This window comes from Niallia taxi (assembly GCF_032818155.1).
In the GTDB taxonomy this organism is placed as follows: Bacteria; Bacillota; Bacilli; order Bacillales; family Cytobacillaceae; genus Niallia; species Niallia taxi_A.
Window position 1 is genome coordinate 1,921,220 of the sequence record NZ_CP102589.1, and the last position, 14,953, is coordinate 1,936,172.

Genomic DNA, 14,953 nt, shown 5'->3' on the forward strand with positions numbered 1-14,953 from the left:
GCAACCCCAATCGATTTTAATTCGATTGGGGTTTTTATGTTTTAAGCAGATAACTCCACAATATAATATGTCTTTCGAAGAGTCTCAGTCAAAACTTTTTAACAACATTAATGCATCTATTACAAAAATAACTCCAGTACAAGCAGTCTCTCTCATTACATCTATTCGTATAATAAATAGCAAAGGATGCTGTAATAAGTAGACAACTGAATTGTTTGTAGAAGTGTTCGATTGACGATTGCATAGAGGTGAAAAATGAGATAGTTTATTTTGTCACCTACAGCTTAATTTTATTTACATAGTAGAAAAATATGGTAAGATAGTTTTCATATCTTACTATTTTAATTTTGAGGTAATTATAAGGAGGAGAAATTATTTGAGCAACATAAAAGAAATAGAGCAGACCTTTTTAGCATATGTTAAAAAAATCGGAGCATATAATGAAGCATTAGCACTGATATATTGGGATTTGCGAACAGGAGCACCAAAAAAAGCCGTTGATCAGCGTACAGAAGTTGTGGGCACATTATCGGCAGAGGCGTTCAACATGTCCGTTTCACCAGAGCTGGAAAGTTATTTAACAGAATTATCTGATGAAAGTATTCAAACAGAATTATCGTTTGTAACCATAAAAACAGTCGAAGAAATGAAAAAAGAGTTTGAACGTAATAAAAAAATTCCGCCGAGTGAATATAAAGAATATGTGATGCTCCAATCAAAAGCAGAAAGCGTGTGGGAAGAAGCGAAAGATAAGTCTGATTTTTCTATATTTGAGCCATATTTAGAAAAATTGGTAGAAACAACAAAACGATTCATCGGTTATTGGGGCTATGACAAAACACCTTATGATGTTCTTCTAGATATGTATGAACCAGGTGTTACAGTCCAAGTTATCGATCAAGTATTTGATGAATTAAGAGGGAAGATTGTTCCACTTGTTCAGCAAATTGCTGACTCATCACAAAAATTAGACACAGACTTTTTATTTAAGCACTTCCCAAAAGAAAAACAGCATGCATTTAGTTTGGAGCTTTTAAAGCAAATTGGCTATGATTTCGATGCAGGCAGGCTCGATGAAACTGTGCATCCATTTGCAACAGGCATTAACCCAGGCGATGTGCGGATTACCACAAAGTATGTGGAATCTGATTTCCGTGTGGCAGTATTTGGTACCGTTCATGAGGTTGGTCATGCATTGTATGAGCAAAATATCTCGGAGGAACTTGTCGGCACACCGCTAGCTACGGGAACGTCAATGGGAATACATGAGTCACAGTCTTTATTTTATGAAAACTTTGTTGGAAGGAATGCCTCCTTCTGGAAGAAGAATTACGCTTTATTAAAGGAATATGCAGACGGGCAGTTTGATAATGTAGAGGTAGAGGATTATTACAAGGCAATTAATGAATCTAAACCATCACTGATCCGGATAGAAGCAGATGAATTAACATATCCATTGCATATTATTATTCGCTACGAAATCGAGAAGGGCTTGTTTAATGGAGATATAGAGGTTAAAGACCTTCCAAAAATATGGAACGAAAAATATAAATCTTATTTAGGAATTGAACCAAGTAATGATGGAGAAGGAGTTCTGCAGGATGTCCATTGGGCAGGGGGCAGCTTTGGTTATTTCCCGTCCTATGCGCTAGGATATATGTATGCAGCCCAGTTTAAACAAACCCTATTAAAGGACTTGCCTAACTTTGATGAGCTCCTTGAGAAGGGTGAGCTGTTGCCAATAAAAAAATGGTTTAATGAAAAAGTCCATCAATACGGAAAAACAAAAAAACCGCTTGAAATATTAGCAGATGTAACAGGAGAAGGCCTTAACGCACAATACTTAATTGATTACCTGTATGAAAAGTACAGCAAGGTGTATCAACTTTAACTTTAAATATTTCAGACAAAAAGAGCAAGGAAGTCCTTGCTCTTTTCTGCTTTTCGTACGCAATGAAGCGCAATTGTCACGAAAAGCGCAGTACAGGAATATACTATTATAGAATTAATAAACTGGATGTGATAATCGATGGTACATTATTATTGCAAACACTGTCTCATTCTTTATAAGGAAAGCACAATCTGTTCCAATTGTGGAACGAAGGTTGAGAATAAGATAAAGATAGAAGTGCAAAGCCAAAAGGAAAATGAGTGATAATAGCAATAACAAAGAGTATGACGATTATACGCCATCTCTTTGTCAGCGAATTTTCTATACTTCAAGCATTAAAATAATATTAAGCGTGCCTGTGTCAGCTAGTGTTACTTTAAGGCTTAAAGCCTTGTCAAAGCCATACATTTTTGTCTCTCCCACCAAAACCGTCGGAGGGGTTATATCCATTGCAATTCCATTTTTTGATACAAAAGTAGTCAGGTTACCTGCGATCATGTTACCAAGCTCTCCAGAAAAAGAATCAAGCATTTCTCCTTCAAGAGCCATTCCAAACATTGCTTCACCGATTTTACTGAATACCTCTTGATTTCCATCTATAACGACTCTACCGCGGAAGTCACCTGTCAGACCAATTAGCACACCTAAAGATTTCTGCTGATAAGGTGCCGTTACTAAAGTTGGTTTATCAATTGTTAGTTCAAAGGGGATTACATTCTTAACTGAATCAATAGTCCCGTTTAATATTTCTGTTGCGCTTCTTGTGATAGTCAAAATTCATTCCCCCATACTGTAGTTATCATCATCTTAACATAGTTTATAAAAAATTTGGATAAGGAAAATTCAAAAAAACGACAAAAATTATAGTATAATATACCTAACTTTGCTGATGGGTGATTAGGTTTAAACTACTACGGTTTTTACTACTGGTTACTATTTACAATGAAATTTTTACTTTTTCCTTTTATAATGAAGAAGCACAGCAACATCCTTCAAAACATTTCATTCCTCCTTTTATGAGAGGAATTTTTTTTTGCCTATATTGAAAATGATTATCATTGATGTTACAATGTAACTGAAATTGAAAATTACTCTCATTAAGGAAAGAGGTGTACAATCGCATGGTTATGGTCTTTATTGCTGCTGCTGCAATTACTTGCTTGTCCGTTATGAAATATGTGTTGAAAAACGTCTCACCTTCTGCACATACAAAATAAATACATTAATGAAGGATATTTATATTCTTTATTATTTCACTTTTACCTCATAATTTATTCTGGTAATACCTCTTTTTCATCATCTGCGCTTAAAATTCAAAATATTTTCTTTATTCTAATGTTGAAAATGGTTAAAATGGAACTAATCTACATAATAAGATTAAAGGAGTTAGTCATGCTTCCGACAACCATTTTTCAGCTAAACCACCTAACTGAATTTCATCATTTTTTAAACAAACAAAAGGATACTGCTGCGGCCGAAAAGGTGAAGGACTTAATCAACAAAATTCACCAAAGTGATTTTGTCTTTACCTTTTGCGGTCATTATTCTGCTGGAAAGTCCAGCTTAATCAATGAGCTTATTGGCAAACCATTGCTACCAAGCAGCCCTATCCCGACAACAGCGCATAAAATAAAGGTTAGACGGGGCGATGATGCTGTAAAAGTTTATTTCACAGATAAACCTACTCTGTTATTTCCAAACTGTACGGATTTGAAATTAGTGGATGCCGAGCTAACAGACAAAGATTTGATAAAGGAAGTAGCTGTAAATGTAAGCGATATCGAATTGCCGAATAATATTATGTTTGTTGATACACCTGGAATAGATAGTATAGATAAAGCTCATATGCTTGCAGCAGAATCAAGTATTCATTTGTCTGATGTATTGTTTTATGTAGTGGAATATAACCATGTTCAATCTGAAATTAATATTGAATTTACAAAACAACTTGTCGACAGCGGCAAAAGCTTTGTTCTGATCATTAATCAGATTGATAAGCATCGCGAAGCAGAAATTCCGTTCCAAGCATTTAAAGATAGTGTAGAGCAAGCGTTTGTTTCAAGTGGTGCAGTGCCTGAACAGATTTTTTACACGTCTATAAAAGCAATGGACAGCAGCAAAAATCAAATAGACGAGTTAAAGCAGTACATTGCCGAAAAAATGGCGCACAAGGGCTCATTAATGGAAGCGTCTGCAGATCAATCCTTTATAAAGATAAAAACCGATCACAGCAATGCGATGGAATTGAAGTTGGAAAAAGAATTAGCAGAAGCAGGTGAACCGCTTGCTAATTTAACAGCAGAAGAGATTACCGCTTTAGAAAAAGAATTCCATGCACTTGAAAAGAAGCTTGAGGCTCTTAAGCAAACTAAAGTGCAACAGGCAGAATTGGAAGCAGGTTTTCTAGCCATCATTAAAGACGCTTATATTATGCCGTATGCAAACAGAGAGCTTGCGGAAACCTATTTGAACTCTAAAGACAAAAAGTTTAAGCTCGGATTGTTCTCTGGTAAACAAAAGATAAAAGCAGAGCAAGAAAAAAGGTTGGAGAATTTCCATGGCGTTTTGGCAGAAGCCGTCCAATTACAGCTGCTGGGACCTTTAACCAAATACTTAGAAACAGTCTCTGGGAAAATGGGGGTTAATACAGCTGCATTTAAAGAGGAATATTTAACAACTCCTTTATTTAAGCTAGACAAACCAGCTTTAGAGGAGCTTGTTAATCCTAATGCACAAATGTCAGAAACCTATTTGCTCCGATATTGTGAAGAAGTCGAAGATTACATAAAAAGCTCAGTGAAAAAAGAAGCAAACAAGCTTTTTTCTATTTTATCTAGTGAGCAAAATAGTCACACTAAACAGGAAGAGCGCATTATTTCAGAAGACCAGCGCCGACTTGAAACCTTGCTTATAGCTAAAGAGAAAAAGGAACAAATAATGAACAACTGGCTTAAATGGCAGGAAACGCTCATACAGCTTATCGAAAATAGACGTGAGAATATGGCTGACAATTACATGGAGCTGATTGATGATGAGGCTGCGCCCGTCATTCAAGAAATCAATCCTCTTAAACAAGTAAAGCAGGTTCAAAGGAAAAAAGAAACTCAAGTCCGCAGCAAACCAGAACAAATGCTGGTAAACCAAGAGGAAATGCTGGCACAGCTTGATTTTATATCAGATCAACTGCAGGACTTAAAAGGGTTTAAAGAGGTGTGGCGCAATCTACAGCGGCGGACAGAAACAATTCGTAATAAGCAATATACAATCTGTTTATTCGGTGCTTTCAGTGCAGGTAAATCTTCTTTTGCGAACGCGCTGTTAGGGCATCCACTGCTTCCTGTATCACCTAATCCTATGACTGCAGCAATAAATCGAATTCTGCCTGTTAATAAGGAAAACGAGCACGGGAAAATGGTGATTGTCTGGAAAACAAAAGAGGACATGTTAGGAGAGCTGCAGGATTATTTGCAAGTATTTCATGAAAACGCAGATTCACTTGAGACTGCCCAGCTTGTCGTTGAACGAATAAAAAATGACAGTGCTCCTTCCTCAGCCAGCCACTTTCGTTATTTAGAAGCATTTTTAGAAGGCTTTCCTTCCCACAAGGATATGCTTGGAACAGTCTCGACTGCAAGCATGGAGGAACTGAACCAGTATGTATCAGTAGAAACAGTTTCGTGTTTTATCGCAAAAATCGATGTTTATTTTGACTGCAGCCTGACAAGAAAAGGCATCGTTTTAGTTGATACGCCTGGAGGAGACTCGATAAATACAAGGCATAGTGAACTTAGCTTTGAATACATGAAGGCCGCTGATTCTATTCTGTATTTATCCTATTATAATCATGCTTTTGCAAAAGCAGACCGCTCGTTTTTGCTTCAATTAGGAAGAATGAAGGATTCCTTTGAAAAGGATAAGATGTTTTTTATAATGAATGCTATTGACCTAGGGAAGGATCAAGAGGAACTAGATCTTGTATTCAATTATCTATTTGACCAGCTTGAGCACTATGGTATCAGGAATCCGCGTATCTATCCTGTTTCAAGCTTATTTAGTGAAAAAGAGCCATATAAAGGGAAGATGGATGCTTTTAAAGGGAGCTTGCTGCAGTTTATTGAGGATGAATGGCTTCCGTTTATGCTAAAAGCAGCGGAGACAGATTGCGCTGCTAGCATTCAGATGCTCGAGGATTTCATTAATTCAGCGGAACTCGAGCACGCAAAGCAAAAGGAACAAATAGACGCATGGGAAAGAGAGGAGCAAGAGCTTAATTCGCTCCTCGCCCAGCAAAAGCATACTTATTTAAATAAGAAAATAAAAGCAGAGATAGACGAACAGGTACATTATTTAAAGCAGCGGATATTTCTGCAATTCAATGATTGGCTGAAGGAATCCTTCCATCCTGGACTTTTAAAGGGAGAGAACCGGAAGCAAGAGGGAGAAAAAGCGTTAGATGACTTCCTTTTTCAGCTAAGCTATGAGGTGGAGCAAGAGCTGAGGGCAGTCAACTTAAGATGCGAAAATTATTATTATGCGCAAAGAAAAGAGCTTTATGAATTGTCATTAAAAAGCATCCGCCAAATAAATAAGGAAATTATTGTACAGCTTGATGAATCTGTAAAGCTTAGTGGGGTTATTACCCATCAAGCGCCATTCAGAACATTGGAAAGAGGATTGTTTAAAAAGGCGTTGTCTTATTATAAAAATCCGAAGGCTTTTTTTGAAAAAGGAGACAGAAAATATCTTGCCGAAGAAATAAAAGCAGTCTTGGAAACGGAGAGCTTTCCGTTTTTTGAGGATGAAAAGTCCCGATTGTTTGCATTTTATGATGACACCTTAGAGAAGGAAAAGCAAGAAATGATGCAAATATTGCAAGCGCAAATGCAAGAGTATTACAGCGGCAAGGTTGAGTTGTTCCAAAATGAAGAGATTCGCCAAAAAATGAAGGAAGCTCTTCGTACCATAAAAGAAAGTAATGTATTGACATATGCAGACAGTATTTAACAGGGTAATTTGTTAAAAGGGAGGAACAGGACGGATGAAATTCACAGTGGAAGCAGATTGGCTCCGCAATAACTTGACTGAAAAGGTTGTTAGGGTCATTGATTGCAGGTTTGAGCTGGCAAGACCTGAAGCAGGTCAAAAGCAATTTGAGGCAGGCCATATCCCTGGAAGTGTTTATTTTGATTTGGAAAAGGATTTGTCAGCATCTGTGAAACAGCATGGCGGAAGACATCCTTTGCCTGATCTTGATGTCTTTAAAGAGAAGCTAGAGAAAGCTGGTATAGGAAATAATACAACTGTCGTTGCATATGACAATGGAGAAGGAGCGTTTGCTGGCAGACTTTGGTGGCTTATTAGCTATATGGGGCATGAAAATGTCTACATCCTAAATGGCGGGATGAAAGCATGGCTCGAGCAAGATTATCCAATAACGACAGAACTACCTGCTTATGAAAAAACATTATTTAATTATAAGGTCAATTCAGCTATTGCAGCTTCCTATGAAGAGGTTAAAGCGATAGTCCAAGCAAATAATAATGGTGTTGTATTAATAGATTCAAGGGAGCATAAAAGGTTCACAGGTGAGGTAGAGCCAATTGATAAAAAAAGCGGTCATATTCCTGGAGCAATAAATAAGGTGTGGGCTAGTGGACTGGTAAATGGAAGATTTAAAGATGCCGAGGAACAAAAGGAGCGCTTTAGCGAGTTGGATCCTAACAAGCAATATATCGTTTATTGCGGCTCTGGTGTGACTGCGACTCCTAATTTTCTAGCATTAAAAGCAGCAGGATTTCAAAACGTTAAGCTTTATCCAGGGTCTTTCAGTGATTGGATTTCATATGACGACAACAAGGTTTGCACGATAAAAGAATGATTGAGCAAACAGGAATGTCAATGGAAAAACGCACTAGCTTCTTAATGGCTGTTTTTCTGTTATAATAGAATAGATTAATGTGAAGGAGCGATTTATTTGAACACAGAAAAACAGCCATCCCTCCTGCTTGTTGATGGAATGGCCCTTTTGTTCAGGGCTTATTTTGCAACAGCTGTTACAGGACAATTTATGATTAATTCGAAGGGTATCCCGACGAATGCGATACATGGATTTGTGAAACATTTTTTTACCGCAATTGACCATTTTAACCCATCACATGTTGCTGTTTGCTGGGATATGGGAAGCAAAACCTTCCGAACTGAAATGTATCCTGACTATAAAGCAAACAGATCAGAGGCGCCGGTAGAATTAATGCCACAGTTTGATATAGTAAAGGAAGTAGTGGAAAGCTTTGATATCCCTAATATAGGTGTAGTCGGTTTTGAAGCAGATGATTGCATCGGCACAATCGCCAAAAAAATGAAGGGTTCAGCACATGTTACAATATTAACAGGTGATCAAGATATTCTTCAGCTCCTTGATGATCATATCAGCGTTGCTCTTGTTAAAAAAGGATACGGCAATTATTTGGTTCACACTCCAAACAGCTTCTTTGAAGAAAAAGGAATAGAACCTAAGCAAATGATTGACTTGAAGGCACTTATGGGTGATACAAGTGATAATTATCCAGGAGTAAAGGGCATTGGCGAAAAAACAGCTTTGAAATTACTTCAGAATCATTTGCATATTGAAGGAATATTAGAAAACCTTGTGTCATTGACAAAAGGTCAGCGTACTAAAATTGAAGCAGATTTGGACATGCTACACCTCAGCAGAAAATTGGCAGAAATAAAATGTGATGTGCCAGTAGACTGTTTATTGGAGGAAAGCATTTACCGAATTGCTCCAGACAAAGCAATTGCTAAATTTAGAGAGCTTGAATTTAAGCATTTCGACACACTTGTTCAACATAAAAACGAGGCACTTGCATAAAAAATGATCCAGGAACGAAAGTTCCTGGATTATTTTTATTTAGTGTTTTTCTTTTTTGCCGCATTTTCAAGCTTGCTTTTCGGTGCTGGAGTCTGATCTCCGCCTCCAAAGCCTTGCGGGTTTACTCCGCTTGCAGCTGTGCCCTTGTTTCGATCCTTGCTCATTATTAACACCTCCTGCTGCAATATTCGACCATTTGGTAATAAATAATCTTTTGTAGTATTTGCATGCTAGAATAATCTAAACATAAAAAATGAAAACTAAAGCTTGAGGTGATGAAATGAATAAGGGAGTTTACGTTGCTTTGACTAGCATCGGATTGGCTCAATTTTTGAAAATACCAATCCATTATGTGAAAACAAAAAAATGGGATAACCGTCTTTTTTTTCAAACGGGAGGAATGCCGAGCTCCCATTCTGCAGGGGTCTCTTCTTTAACAACATTCATCGCTTTAAGGCGGGGAGTACCTACGATTGACTTTGCTTTGTCCTTAGTTTACGGCCTGATTGTCATGTATGATGCTCAAGGAATTAGGCGTCAAACTGGTGAATTGACACTGAAGGTAAATGATTTAGGAGACTTAATGGAAAAGCTGAAAACGGATGAAAAGGTACCCTTTGAGGAGAAGCAGCCAAAGCGTTTGAAAGAGATGCTTGGCCATCAGCCTCAAGAAGTAGTTGGAGGCGCTATACTTGGGATAGCTATGGGAACTTTAGGTCATGTACTTCTAAAAAATGATAGAAAAATGTCGAAGAATAAAGTAACATGGAAATAAGAAGATTTTGGGAGGAATGGACGGAAGTTGAAGACATTAGAAGAGTATTTGCTGTTTCTAGAAAGCAAAGGCTTTTCATTCGGGGAAGATGCGGTTGGCTTTATTTACTTCGGAAAAGCTTATACAAATGCAGCAGATGAGTTAATTAATACAGCTATCGAGTGTACGCTAAAGATACAGAAGCATTTCGATGGCAGCTTCTATATGTCCTTGCTTGAGCGTTTTGTTAAGGCTCAGGTGAAAACGAGGAAGGAAGCGTTACGATACTTAAAAGAAGAACAGTTATTCCCCCTTTAATGGGGGATTTTTTTATGTTTTATGTTTTAATAATGGTCTGAACTTTTGCTGCGGTAATTCTGTTACAATCATGCCAAATAAAATTAGTAAACAACCAACAAATGCACTTACTGTTAACCTTTCTCCTGCAAAAAAATAAGCAGTGACGGCCGCAAATACAGGCTCAGTCGAAAAAATCAACGCAACAGTTGCAGCACTTGTATATTTTTGCAGGGATGTCTGAATAACAAAGGCAAGTGCTGTAGCAAAAATAGACGTGACGACCAATGCAAGCAATACATCTGCTTGAACAATGCTATGTCCATTTAATCCGTTCCAATCCTCAAAAAGAAGGCTTCCGGTAAAGGAAAGCACAGCTACTGTGAAAATTTGCATAATTGTCAGCAGAAGGGCAGAATGCTTGCTGCTATATGTGCTTGTTAAAACTATCTGCATCGCAAAGCCTACAGCGCATATAAGGACAAACCCATCTCCGGTATTCAGTGACATGGTTGACCCGATTGTTATGGCATAGAGTCCAGCTGTGGCGAAGGCAATGCCTATCGTACTATTGACAGAGAGCTTTTGTTTGAAAAACAAAAATAAAAACAACGGAACTAGCACTACGCTTAGTCCTGTTATAAATCCAGCCTTGGAAGAAGTAGTATATAGCAGCCCTATTGTTTGAAAGGCGTATCCTATAAATAAACAAAAACCAAGCACAGCTCCCGCGACAACAGTTGATGATTTTAGTTCCTTCAGGAGATGACAATGAAACAAAAGAAGCCAAAGCAACAAAAATAAAAATGCAATCAAAAAACGAATGCCATTAAACTGGAGCGGCTCCAGAAATAAAATAGCATTTTGTACAAGAACAAAGGTGGAGCCCCAAATAAGTGCAACGGCAAGCAATAGTATGTTTGCCTGTTTGTTTTTAGAAATCACGGCTTTTTCCTTCCGGTTTATTTTTGCGAATGGCTATTCTTGCCAGTTCATCAGCCGTTTTATTTTCACCGCTTGGAATCCATTTAATAAAGAACAGGTCGAGTTTATCTGCTAAAAGCAATGCTTCTTCTAAAAGTGGTGCGAACGTTTTGTTTTTGGCAAATCGCTTATCCATAGCGCTGTCGACTGTTTTAGAGTCTGTCCGAAAACTAACTGATTTGTAGTTTTTTTCTAAACAGATTTTCAAGCCGTGAATTAACGCATAATATTCAGCCTCATGGTTGCTCATGCTGCCAAGTGGGATAGAATATTTTTCGGCACTTCCATGCCCTTTAATGAAAATGCCGGCACCGCTTGGACCGGGATTTCCAGCACTTGCACCATCGATGTAGACTTCTATCATTTTTAAACCTCCAAAATTTCTGGTATGATTATTCAGGTAATGGCAAGCTTTTTAAGCTATAAAAAGGAGCCAAACTACATAACATTATCTTATATGGATTTATATTGGGAAGCCATTTTATTATACCCTTTACTTTACCCTATGGAACAGTATTTAAATGAAGGAAGGATGCTTTCATATGAAATATAAGCTTGAATATAGATACCGCGTAAAAAAGGAAGAAGTGTTTTTTACATCTGATTGGGTTGTTCAATCTACGGCTATTGTAATCGGTGAAGATTTAGAGAAGAGCAAGCAAGGCATTGATTTGACTTTTTATGATGAAAACGGGACAGAATGGAGTTTAAAGGAGCTGATTAAGCTTCATGCAGAAGTGGAAGAGGAACCGCATGATTTTACGATTTTCTTTGATGGCGGATATCGGAAAGAAACCAATACTGCAGGGCTTGGGGTAATTCTTTATTTTAATCAGGGCAAAAAGAAATACAGGATTCGGGCAAATGAATTGTTTCATGAGATGGAAACAAATAATGAAGCTGAATATGCAGCCCTTTACCATGCATTGAATTTATTAGAGGAATTAGAAGTCAAAGGAGTAACCTGTGAATTTAAGGGTGATTCCCAAGTTGTACTGAATCAATTATCTGGTGAATGGCCATGTTATGAGGAGGCGCTTAATAAATGGCTTGATCGGATTGAAAAAAAGCTTTCTGATTTGAAAATCAATGCTATTTATACACCTATCGGTCGAAACGAAAATAAAGAAGCAGATAAATTGGCAACACAGGCCCTTGCTGAAAAAAGAATATACAGTAAAATGCAAATTATATAAAGATATATTAAGTATTTTGTTTACGATGTAAAAAGAGGAGAGATTGCTTTGTGAGTGATAGAAAAAAATGGCTGCAGCGTGCAGAAAACTTGATGAATGATTATTGTAAAGGCTGTTTTTTGTATGAACATAACAAAACAGACAAAGGAAAAAGGCATGCACATCGGTTTTGTATATCAGAATGCACGGTTGGACTTGAAATAAAAAAATACGGTGATATGCTTGCGGGGAAGGTTAAAGAGGAAGATAAAAAGAGCTGACATAAGCCAGCTCTTGGATATTGTTGCTTTTCGTTTTTTTATTATAGTTTTGTAACGTTAGCAGCTTGAGGTCCGCGATTTCCTTCAACGATTTCGAAAGAAACTTCTTGACCTTCTTCTAGTGATTTGAAACCGTCACCTTGAATAGCTGTGAAGTGAACGAATACATCGTCTCCGCCTTCAACTTCGATGAATCCAAAGCCTTTTTCATTGTTGAACCATTTTACTTTACCGTTTTGCATGTTAAGTTTCCTCCTAAGCCTTTCAAGACACATTAGTGCTGAAAAATAAATATTCTCATAGAACAAAATATTATAGAAAACGATATTTTCAGAATTTTGTTAAATGATGTCTATAATATACATGAATAACCCAATAGAGTCAAGGTTTCATAGAGTTTTTTCATAAAAAGAATTTTAAAAAATGAATTAAAAGTAAACGGATACAAATTTAGTTTAGGAATTAGCAAGTATTATGGTAGAAGAGTGTATGAACCAATTTATCACACATAATTTTATTGTCGTGCACATAACAATTTAATGACAGGTATAACGTTTTTTGTAAGTAGTACAGTTAGTATCACAGATGTGTGCTTTTTGCTAGTTGTTTTTTGATGAAGACAATCAAAGAAGGTGATTAGTATGTATCGGTTTTCAATTGAAAATGCTAACTGGATTTTGCTTTTTTCGCCAAATATTACGTTGGAAGATGAAAGCAAGCAGGCGATAGTTAGGAGCATTCTCCAACTTGGCAAGGAACTCACTACATTTTCCCATGGCGAATCCTTTGTAATTATGAACAAGAATATCGGTTTGATTGTATTTTTGGTTGAGAAAATACCTTCATTAATTTTAACTGTTGCTAATATTGTAGAAAGAGATAAATGGTATCTTCAATCCGAGAAATCTATCAAGAAATATGATGCTTGAAAGTTCGCTTAGTGTGAAGACAATTTTTTGGTACATTTGCAAGGATATTATTTCAACTTTGACAGATGGAGAAAAAAATTTAGAGAAACACTATTATGTCCAGCCATCCTTTTTTTTGTACCTGAACTGCTCTATAATTTTATAGTATTCTGTTCTTTTTTGTCACTTGTTGAAACTAGCTAAGAGCTAGTTTTTTTTGTTTGTTTGCAATGAAAGGCTTACCATAAAAAAACATGTGGGAATAATGATGGAAACCATTGAAATGTAGATGAAAATGTGTTTTTATTAACATGATAAAAGCTGTTATTTAATCTGGATTAGATGCTCGTCCATCAAACCAAATGGAGCAAAAAATTTAAAAGGGAAGATTTTAAAAAATGATTGAAACGATTGTAAAGAACAGTCAAAGTCCGTATTATGAAATTTCCAAAGAAGACCAAGTGATATTGAGCCCATTTGCTGGAATAGTGAAGGATATTTTCATTAAGGAAAATGCCTATTTTTATGAATGGGAAACAATCCTGACAATTCAGACAGCTAATGGAGACTTAGAAAAAGTAGAAGTTCCATTCAGCGGTTCTGTCGTATCATTGTTTGTGAATACTGGAGATGAAATTTCAATTAATGCGAAGTTAGTTTCTTTACAGGATGATCTATTAGTTACAGGTTGTGATTAAGCATGATCATAAGCTTATTAAAAAAATATAAGATAGGCTACCGCACCTTCAAGACTGCTGTTGCAGTAAGCTTAGGGATTACTGTTGCCCAGCTGTGCAATTTGGATTTCTTCGTATCCTCTGCCATCATCACGATACTATGTGTGCAAAACTCAAAAAGAAAATCGCTGCACAGCGCATTCGCTAGATTTGTGGCATGTATGCTTGCCATTCCTTTTTCCTATGTATTCTTTGAACTGATCGGCTATAAGCCATATGTGATTGGAATGCTGCTTTTGCTGTTTATTCCGGCGACTGTTCTATTGAAAGTAAATGAAGGTGTTGTGACTAGTACTGTCATCATTCTTCATATTTACTCGGCAGGCCATATTAATATGGCCGTGATAGAAAATGAGTTTGCGCTTATTGTCATTGGAATAGGTGCAGCACTTCTAGTAAACAGCTATATGCCTAGCCTCGATAAGGAAATGAAGACCTATCAGAAGAAAATTGAAAAGGATTTCCAGGAAATGCTGCAAGGGATGGTTGAATTCTTACGCACGAATGAAATAGCATTTGATTATAAACAAAAGCTCACGCAAACAGCGAAGGAAGTACAAATAGCAAAATCGCTTGCATACAGAGACGTAGAAAACCATTTTACAAGAAAAGAAAACTATTATTATAAGTATTTCACAATAAGAGAAAAACAGCTTGAAATAATAGAAGGACTTTTCGCGAAGGTAACGACTGTGAGCAGCCTGTCAGAGCAGCGGCACTCCATCGCTGATTTTCTGGAGGAGCTGAGCCTTTGCGTCCATCCAGGAAACACAGCACAGCTTTTTTTAAGCAAACTGGAAAAGCTGGAGGAAGAAATAAAGACGCAGGATTTGCCGCAGGATTGGGATTTGTTTGCCGAACAAGCACAGCTTTATTACGTGCTTAAGGAGCTTGAACAGTATTTGAAGGTGAAAAAGTCACTGAAGGTAGCGTATAATTGATATAATGGTTAAGGGAAGATTCTATTAAACATACATGAATTGGATGTTTAATAGAATCTTTTGTTTGCTTATCGCAAACGGGAAGGCCCTAATTTTTGGACAAAGCAAATAAAA

The 14,953-nt window shown here is 37.0% G+C and carries 16 protein-coding genes; 11 read left to right on the forward strand and 5 right to left on the reverse strand.

Annotated elements, in window-relative coordinates:
• The first annotated feature begins 376 nt into the window (after positions 1-376).
• Positions 377-1,891, forward strand: coding sequence for a carboxypeptidase M32 (locus tag NQZ71_RS09495; protein WP_275005686.1), 1,515 nt, complete (start codon positions 377-379; stop codon positions 1,889-1,891).
• Between the two features lie 321 nt (positions 1,892-2,212).
• Here the strand turns inward: NQZ71_RS09495 and NQZ71_RS09500 are convergent, their stop codons facing one another.
• Positions 2,213-2,665, reverse strand: coding sequence for a chemotaxis protein CheX (locus NQZ71_RS09500; protein WP_275005684.1), 453 nt, complete (start codon positions 2,663-2,665; stop codon positions 2,213-2,215).
• Between the two features lie 618 nt (positions 2,666-3,283).
• Here NQZ71_RS09500 and NQZ71_RS09505 point away from each other — a divergent pair.
• The 3 genes from NQZ71_RS09505 (at position 3,284) to NQZ71_RS09515 (ending at position 8,762) form a co-directional block, all read left to right on the forward strand.
• A complete protein-coding gene (locus NQZ71_RS09505; RefSeq protein ID WP_317010509.1) occupies positions 3,284-6,895 on the forward strand; it encodes a dynamin family protein in 3,612 nt (1,203 codons plus the stop codon).
• Positions 6,896-6,929: 34 nt separating this feature from the next.
• Positions 6,930-7,769, forward strand: a complete 840-nt coding sequence (locus tag NQZ71_RS09510) for a sulfurtransferase (RefSeq protein WP_317010510.1) — start codon at positions 6,930-6,932, stop codon at positions 7,767-7,769.
• A 138-nt stretch (positions 7,770-7,907) separates the two neighbouring features.
• Entirely contained in the window at positions 7,908-8,762 is an 855-nt protein-coding gene (locus NQZ71_RS09515; RefSeq protein WP_394374127.1) for a 5'-3' exonuclease, read from the forward strand.
• 35 nt (positions 8,763-8,797) lie between these two features.
• Here NQZ71_RS09515 and sspL read toward each other — a convergent pair whose 3' ends face one another.
• Positions 8,798-8,926, reverse strand: a complete 129-nt coding sequence (sspL, locus tag NQZ71_RS09520; RefSeq protein WP_127737664.1) for a small, acid-soluble spore protein L — start codon at positions 8,924-8,926, stop codon at positions 8,798-8,800.
• Positions 8,927-9,042: 116 nt separating this feature from the next.
• Here sspL and NQZ71_RS09525 point away from each other — a divergent pair, with 116 nt between their 5' ends.
• Positions 9,043-9,537, forward strand: a complete 495-nt coding sequence (locus tag NQZ71_RS09525) for a divergent PAP2 family protein (protein WP_144452910.1) — start codon at positions 9,043-9,045, stop codon at positions 9,535-9,537.
• A 27-nt stretch (positions 9,538-9,564) separates the two neighbouring features.
• On the forward strand, positions 9,565-9,834 hold the full coding sequence (locus NQZ71_RS09530) for a DUF6123 family protein (protein ID WP_127737666.1): 270 nt from the start codon (positions 9,565-9,567) through the stop codon (positions 9,832-9,834).
• Between the two features lie 12 nt (positions 9,835-9,846).
• Here the strand turns inward: NQZ71_RS09530 and NQZ71_RS09535 are convergent, their stop codons facing one another.
• Both NQZ71_RS09535 and NQZ71_RS09540 read right to left on the reverse strand, forming a co-directional pair.
• The gene (locus NQZ71_RS09535; protein ID WP_317010511.1) at positions 9,847-10,758 is read right to left on the reverse strand and encodes a DMT family transporter; all 912 of its coding nucleotides are present in this window, start codon (positions 10,756-10,758) and stop codon (positions 9,847-9,849) included.
• Positions 10,748-11,161: a reverse transcriptase-like protein gene (locus tag NQZ71_RS09540; RefSeq protein WP_260054841.1), complete on the reverse strand. Its 414-nt coding sequence runs from the start codon at positions 11,159-11,161 to the stop codon at positions 10,748-10,750. The genes NQZ71_RS09535 and NQZ71_RS09540 overlap by 11 nt, the downstream gene beginning before the upstream one ends.
• A gap of 178 nt (positions 11,162-11,339) precedes the next feature.
• On the opposite strand from NQZ71_RS09540, the gene NQZ71_RS09545 reads away from it, so the two are divergent.
• Positions 11,340-11,993: a reverse transcriptase-like protein gene (locus tag NQZ71_RS09545; RefSeq protein WP_144452914.1), complete on the forward strand. Its 654-nt coding sequence runs from the start codon at positions 11,340-11,342 to the stop codon at positions 11,991-11,993.
• A 50-nt stretch (positions 11,994-12,043) separates the two neighbouring features.
• Positions 12,044-12,253 (forward strand): zinc-finger domain-containing protein, encoded by a 210-nt coding sequence (locus tag NQZ71_RS09550; RefSeq protein WP_225314677.1) that lies wholly within the window; start codon positions 12,044-12,046, stop codon positions 12,251-12,253.
• 41 nt (positions 12,254-12,294) lie between these two features.
• On the opposite strand, the gene cspD is transcribed toward NQZ71_RS09550, so the two are convergent.
• A complete protein-coding gene (gene cspD, locus NQZ71_RS09555; RefSeq protein WP_119547134.1) occupies positions 12,295-12,495 on the reverse strand; it encodes a cold-shock protein CspD in 201 nt (66 codons plus the stop codon).
• A gap of 399 nt (positions 12,496-12,894) precedes the next feature.
• Between cspD and NQZ71_RS09560 the strand changes: the two genes are divergently transcribed.
• From NQZ71_RS09560 to NQZ71_RS09570, 3 genes are all read left to right on the forward strand, one after another.
• Entirely contained in the window at positions 12,895-13,182 is a 288-nt protein-coding gene (locus tag NQZ71_RS09560; protein WP_275005666.1) for a hypothetical protein, read from the forward strand.
• A gap of 377 nt (positions 13,183-13,559) precedes the next feature.
• A complete protein-coding gene (locus NQZ71_RS09565; protein ID WP_144452917.1) occupies positions 13,560-13,859 on the forward strand; it encodes a hypothetical protein in 300 nt (99 codons plus the stop codon).
• Between the two features lie 2 nt (positions 13,860-13,861).
• Complete coding sequence (locus tag NQZ71_RS09570; protein WP_144452919.1) at positions 13,862-14,839, forward strand: aromatic acid exporter family protein; 978 nt, start codon at positions 13,862-13,864, stop codon at positions 14,837-14,839.
• The last annotated feature ends 114 nt before the right edge of the window (positions 14,840-14,953 follow it).

Excerpts from the sequence above, each read along its gene's own strand:
- NQZ71_RS09505 (WP_317010509.1), top strand. The coding sequence starts at position 3,284 with ATGCTTCCGACAACCATTTTTCAGCTAAACCACCTAACTGAATTTCAT.
- NQZ71_RS09510 (WP_317010510.1), top strand. The coding sequence starts at position 6,930 with ATGAAATTCACAGTGGAAGCAGATTGGCTCCGCAATAACTTGACTGAA.
- NQZ71_RS09515 (WP_394374127.1), top strand. The coding sequence starts at position 7,908 with ATGGCCCTTTTGTTCAGGGCTTATTTTGCAACAGCTGTTACAGGACAA.
- sspL (WP_127737664.1), bottom strand. The coding sequence starts at position 8,926 with ATGAGCAAGGATCGAAACAAGGGCACAGCTGCAAGCGGAGTAAACCCG.
- NQZ71_RS09525 (WP_144452910.1), top strand. The coding sequence starts at position 9,043 with ATGAATAAGGGAGTTTACGTTGCTTTGACTAGCATCGGATTGGCTCAA.
- NQZ71_RS09540 (WP_260054841.1), bottom strand. The coding sequence starts at position 11,161 with ATGATAGAAGTCTACATCGATGGTGCAAGTGCTGGAAATCCCGGTCCA.
- NQZ71_RS09545 (WP_144452914.1), top strand. The coding sequence starts at position 11,340 with ATGAAATATAAGCTTGAATATAGATACCGCGTAAAAAAGGAAGAAGTG.
- cspD (WP_119547134.1), bottom strand. The coding sequence starts at position 12,495 with ATGCAAAACGGTAAAGTAAAATGGTTCAACAATGAAAAAGGCTTTGGA.
- NQZ71_RS09560 (WP_275005666.1), top strand. The coding sequence starts at position 12,895 with ATGTATCGGTTTTCAATTGAAAATGCTAACTGGATTTTGCTTTTTTCG.
- NQZ71_RS09565 (WP_144452917.1), top strand. The coding sequence starts at position 13,560 with ATGATTGAAACGATTGTAAAGAACAGTCAAAGTCCGTATTATGAAATT.
- NQZ71_RS09570 (WP_144452919.1), top strand. The coding sequence starts at position 13,862 with ATGATCATAAGCTTATTAAAAAAATATAAGATAGGCTACCGCACCTTC.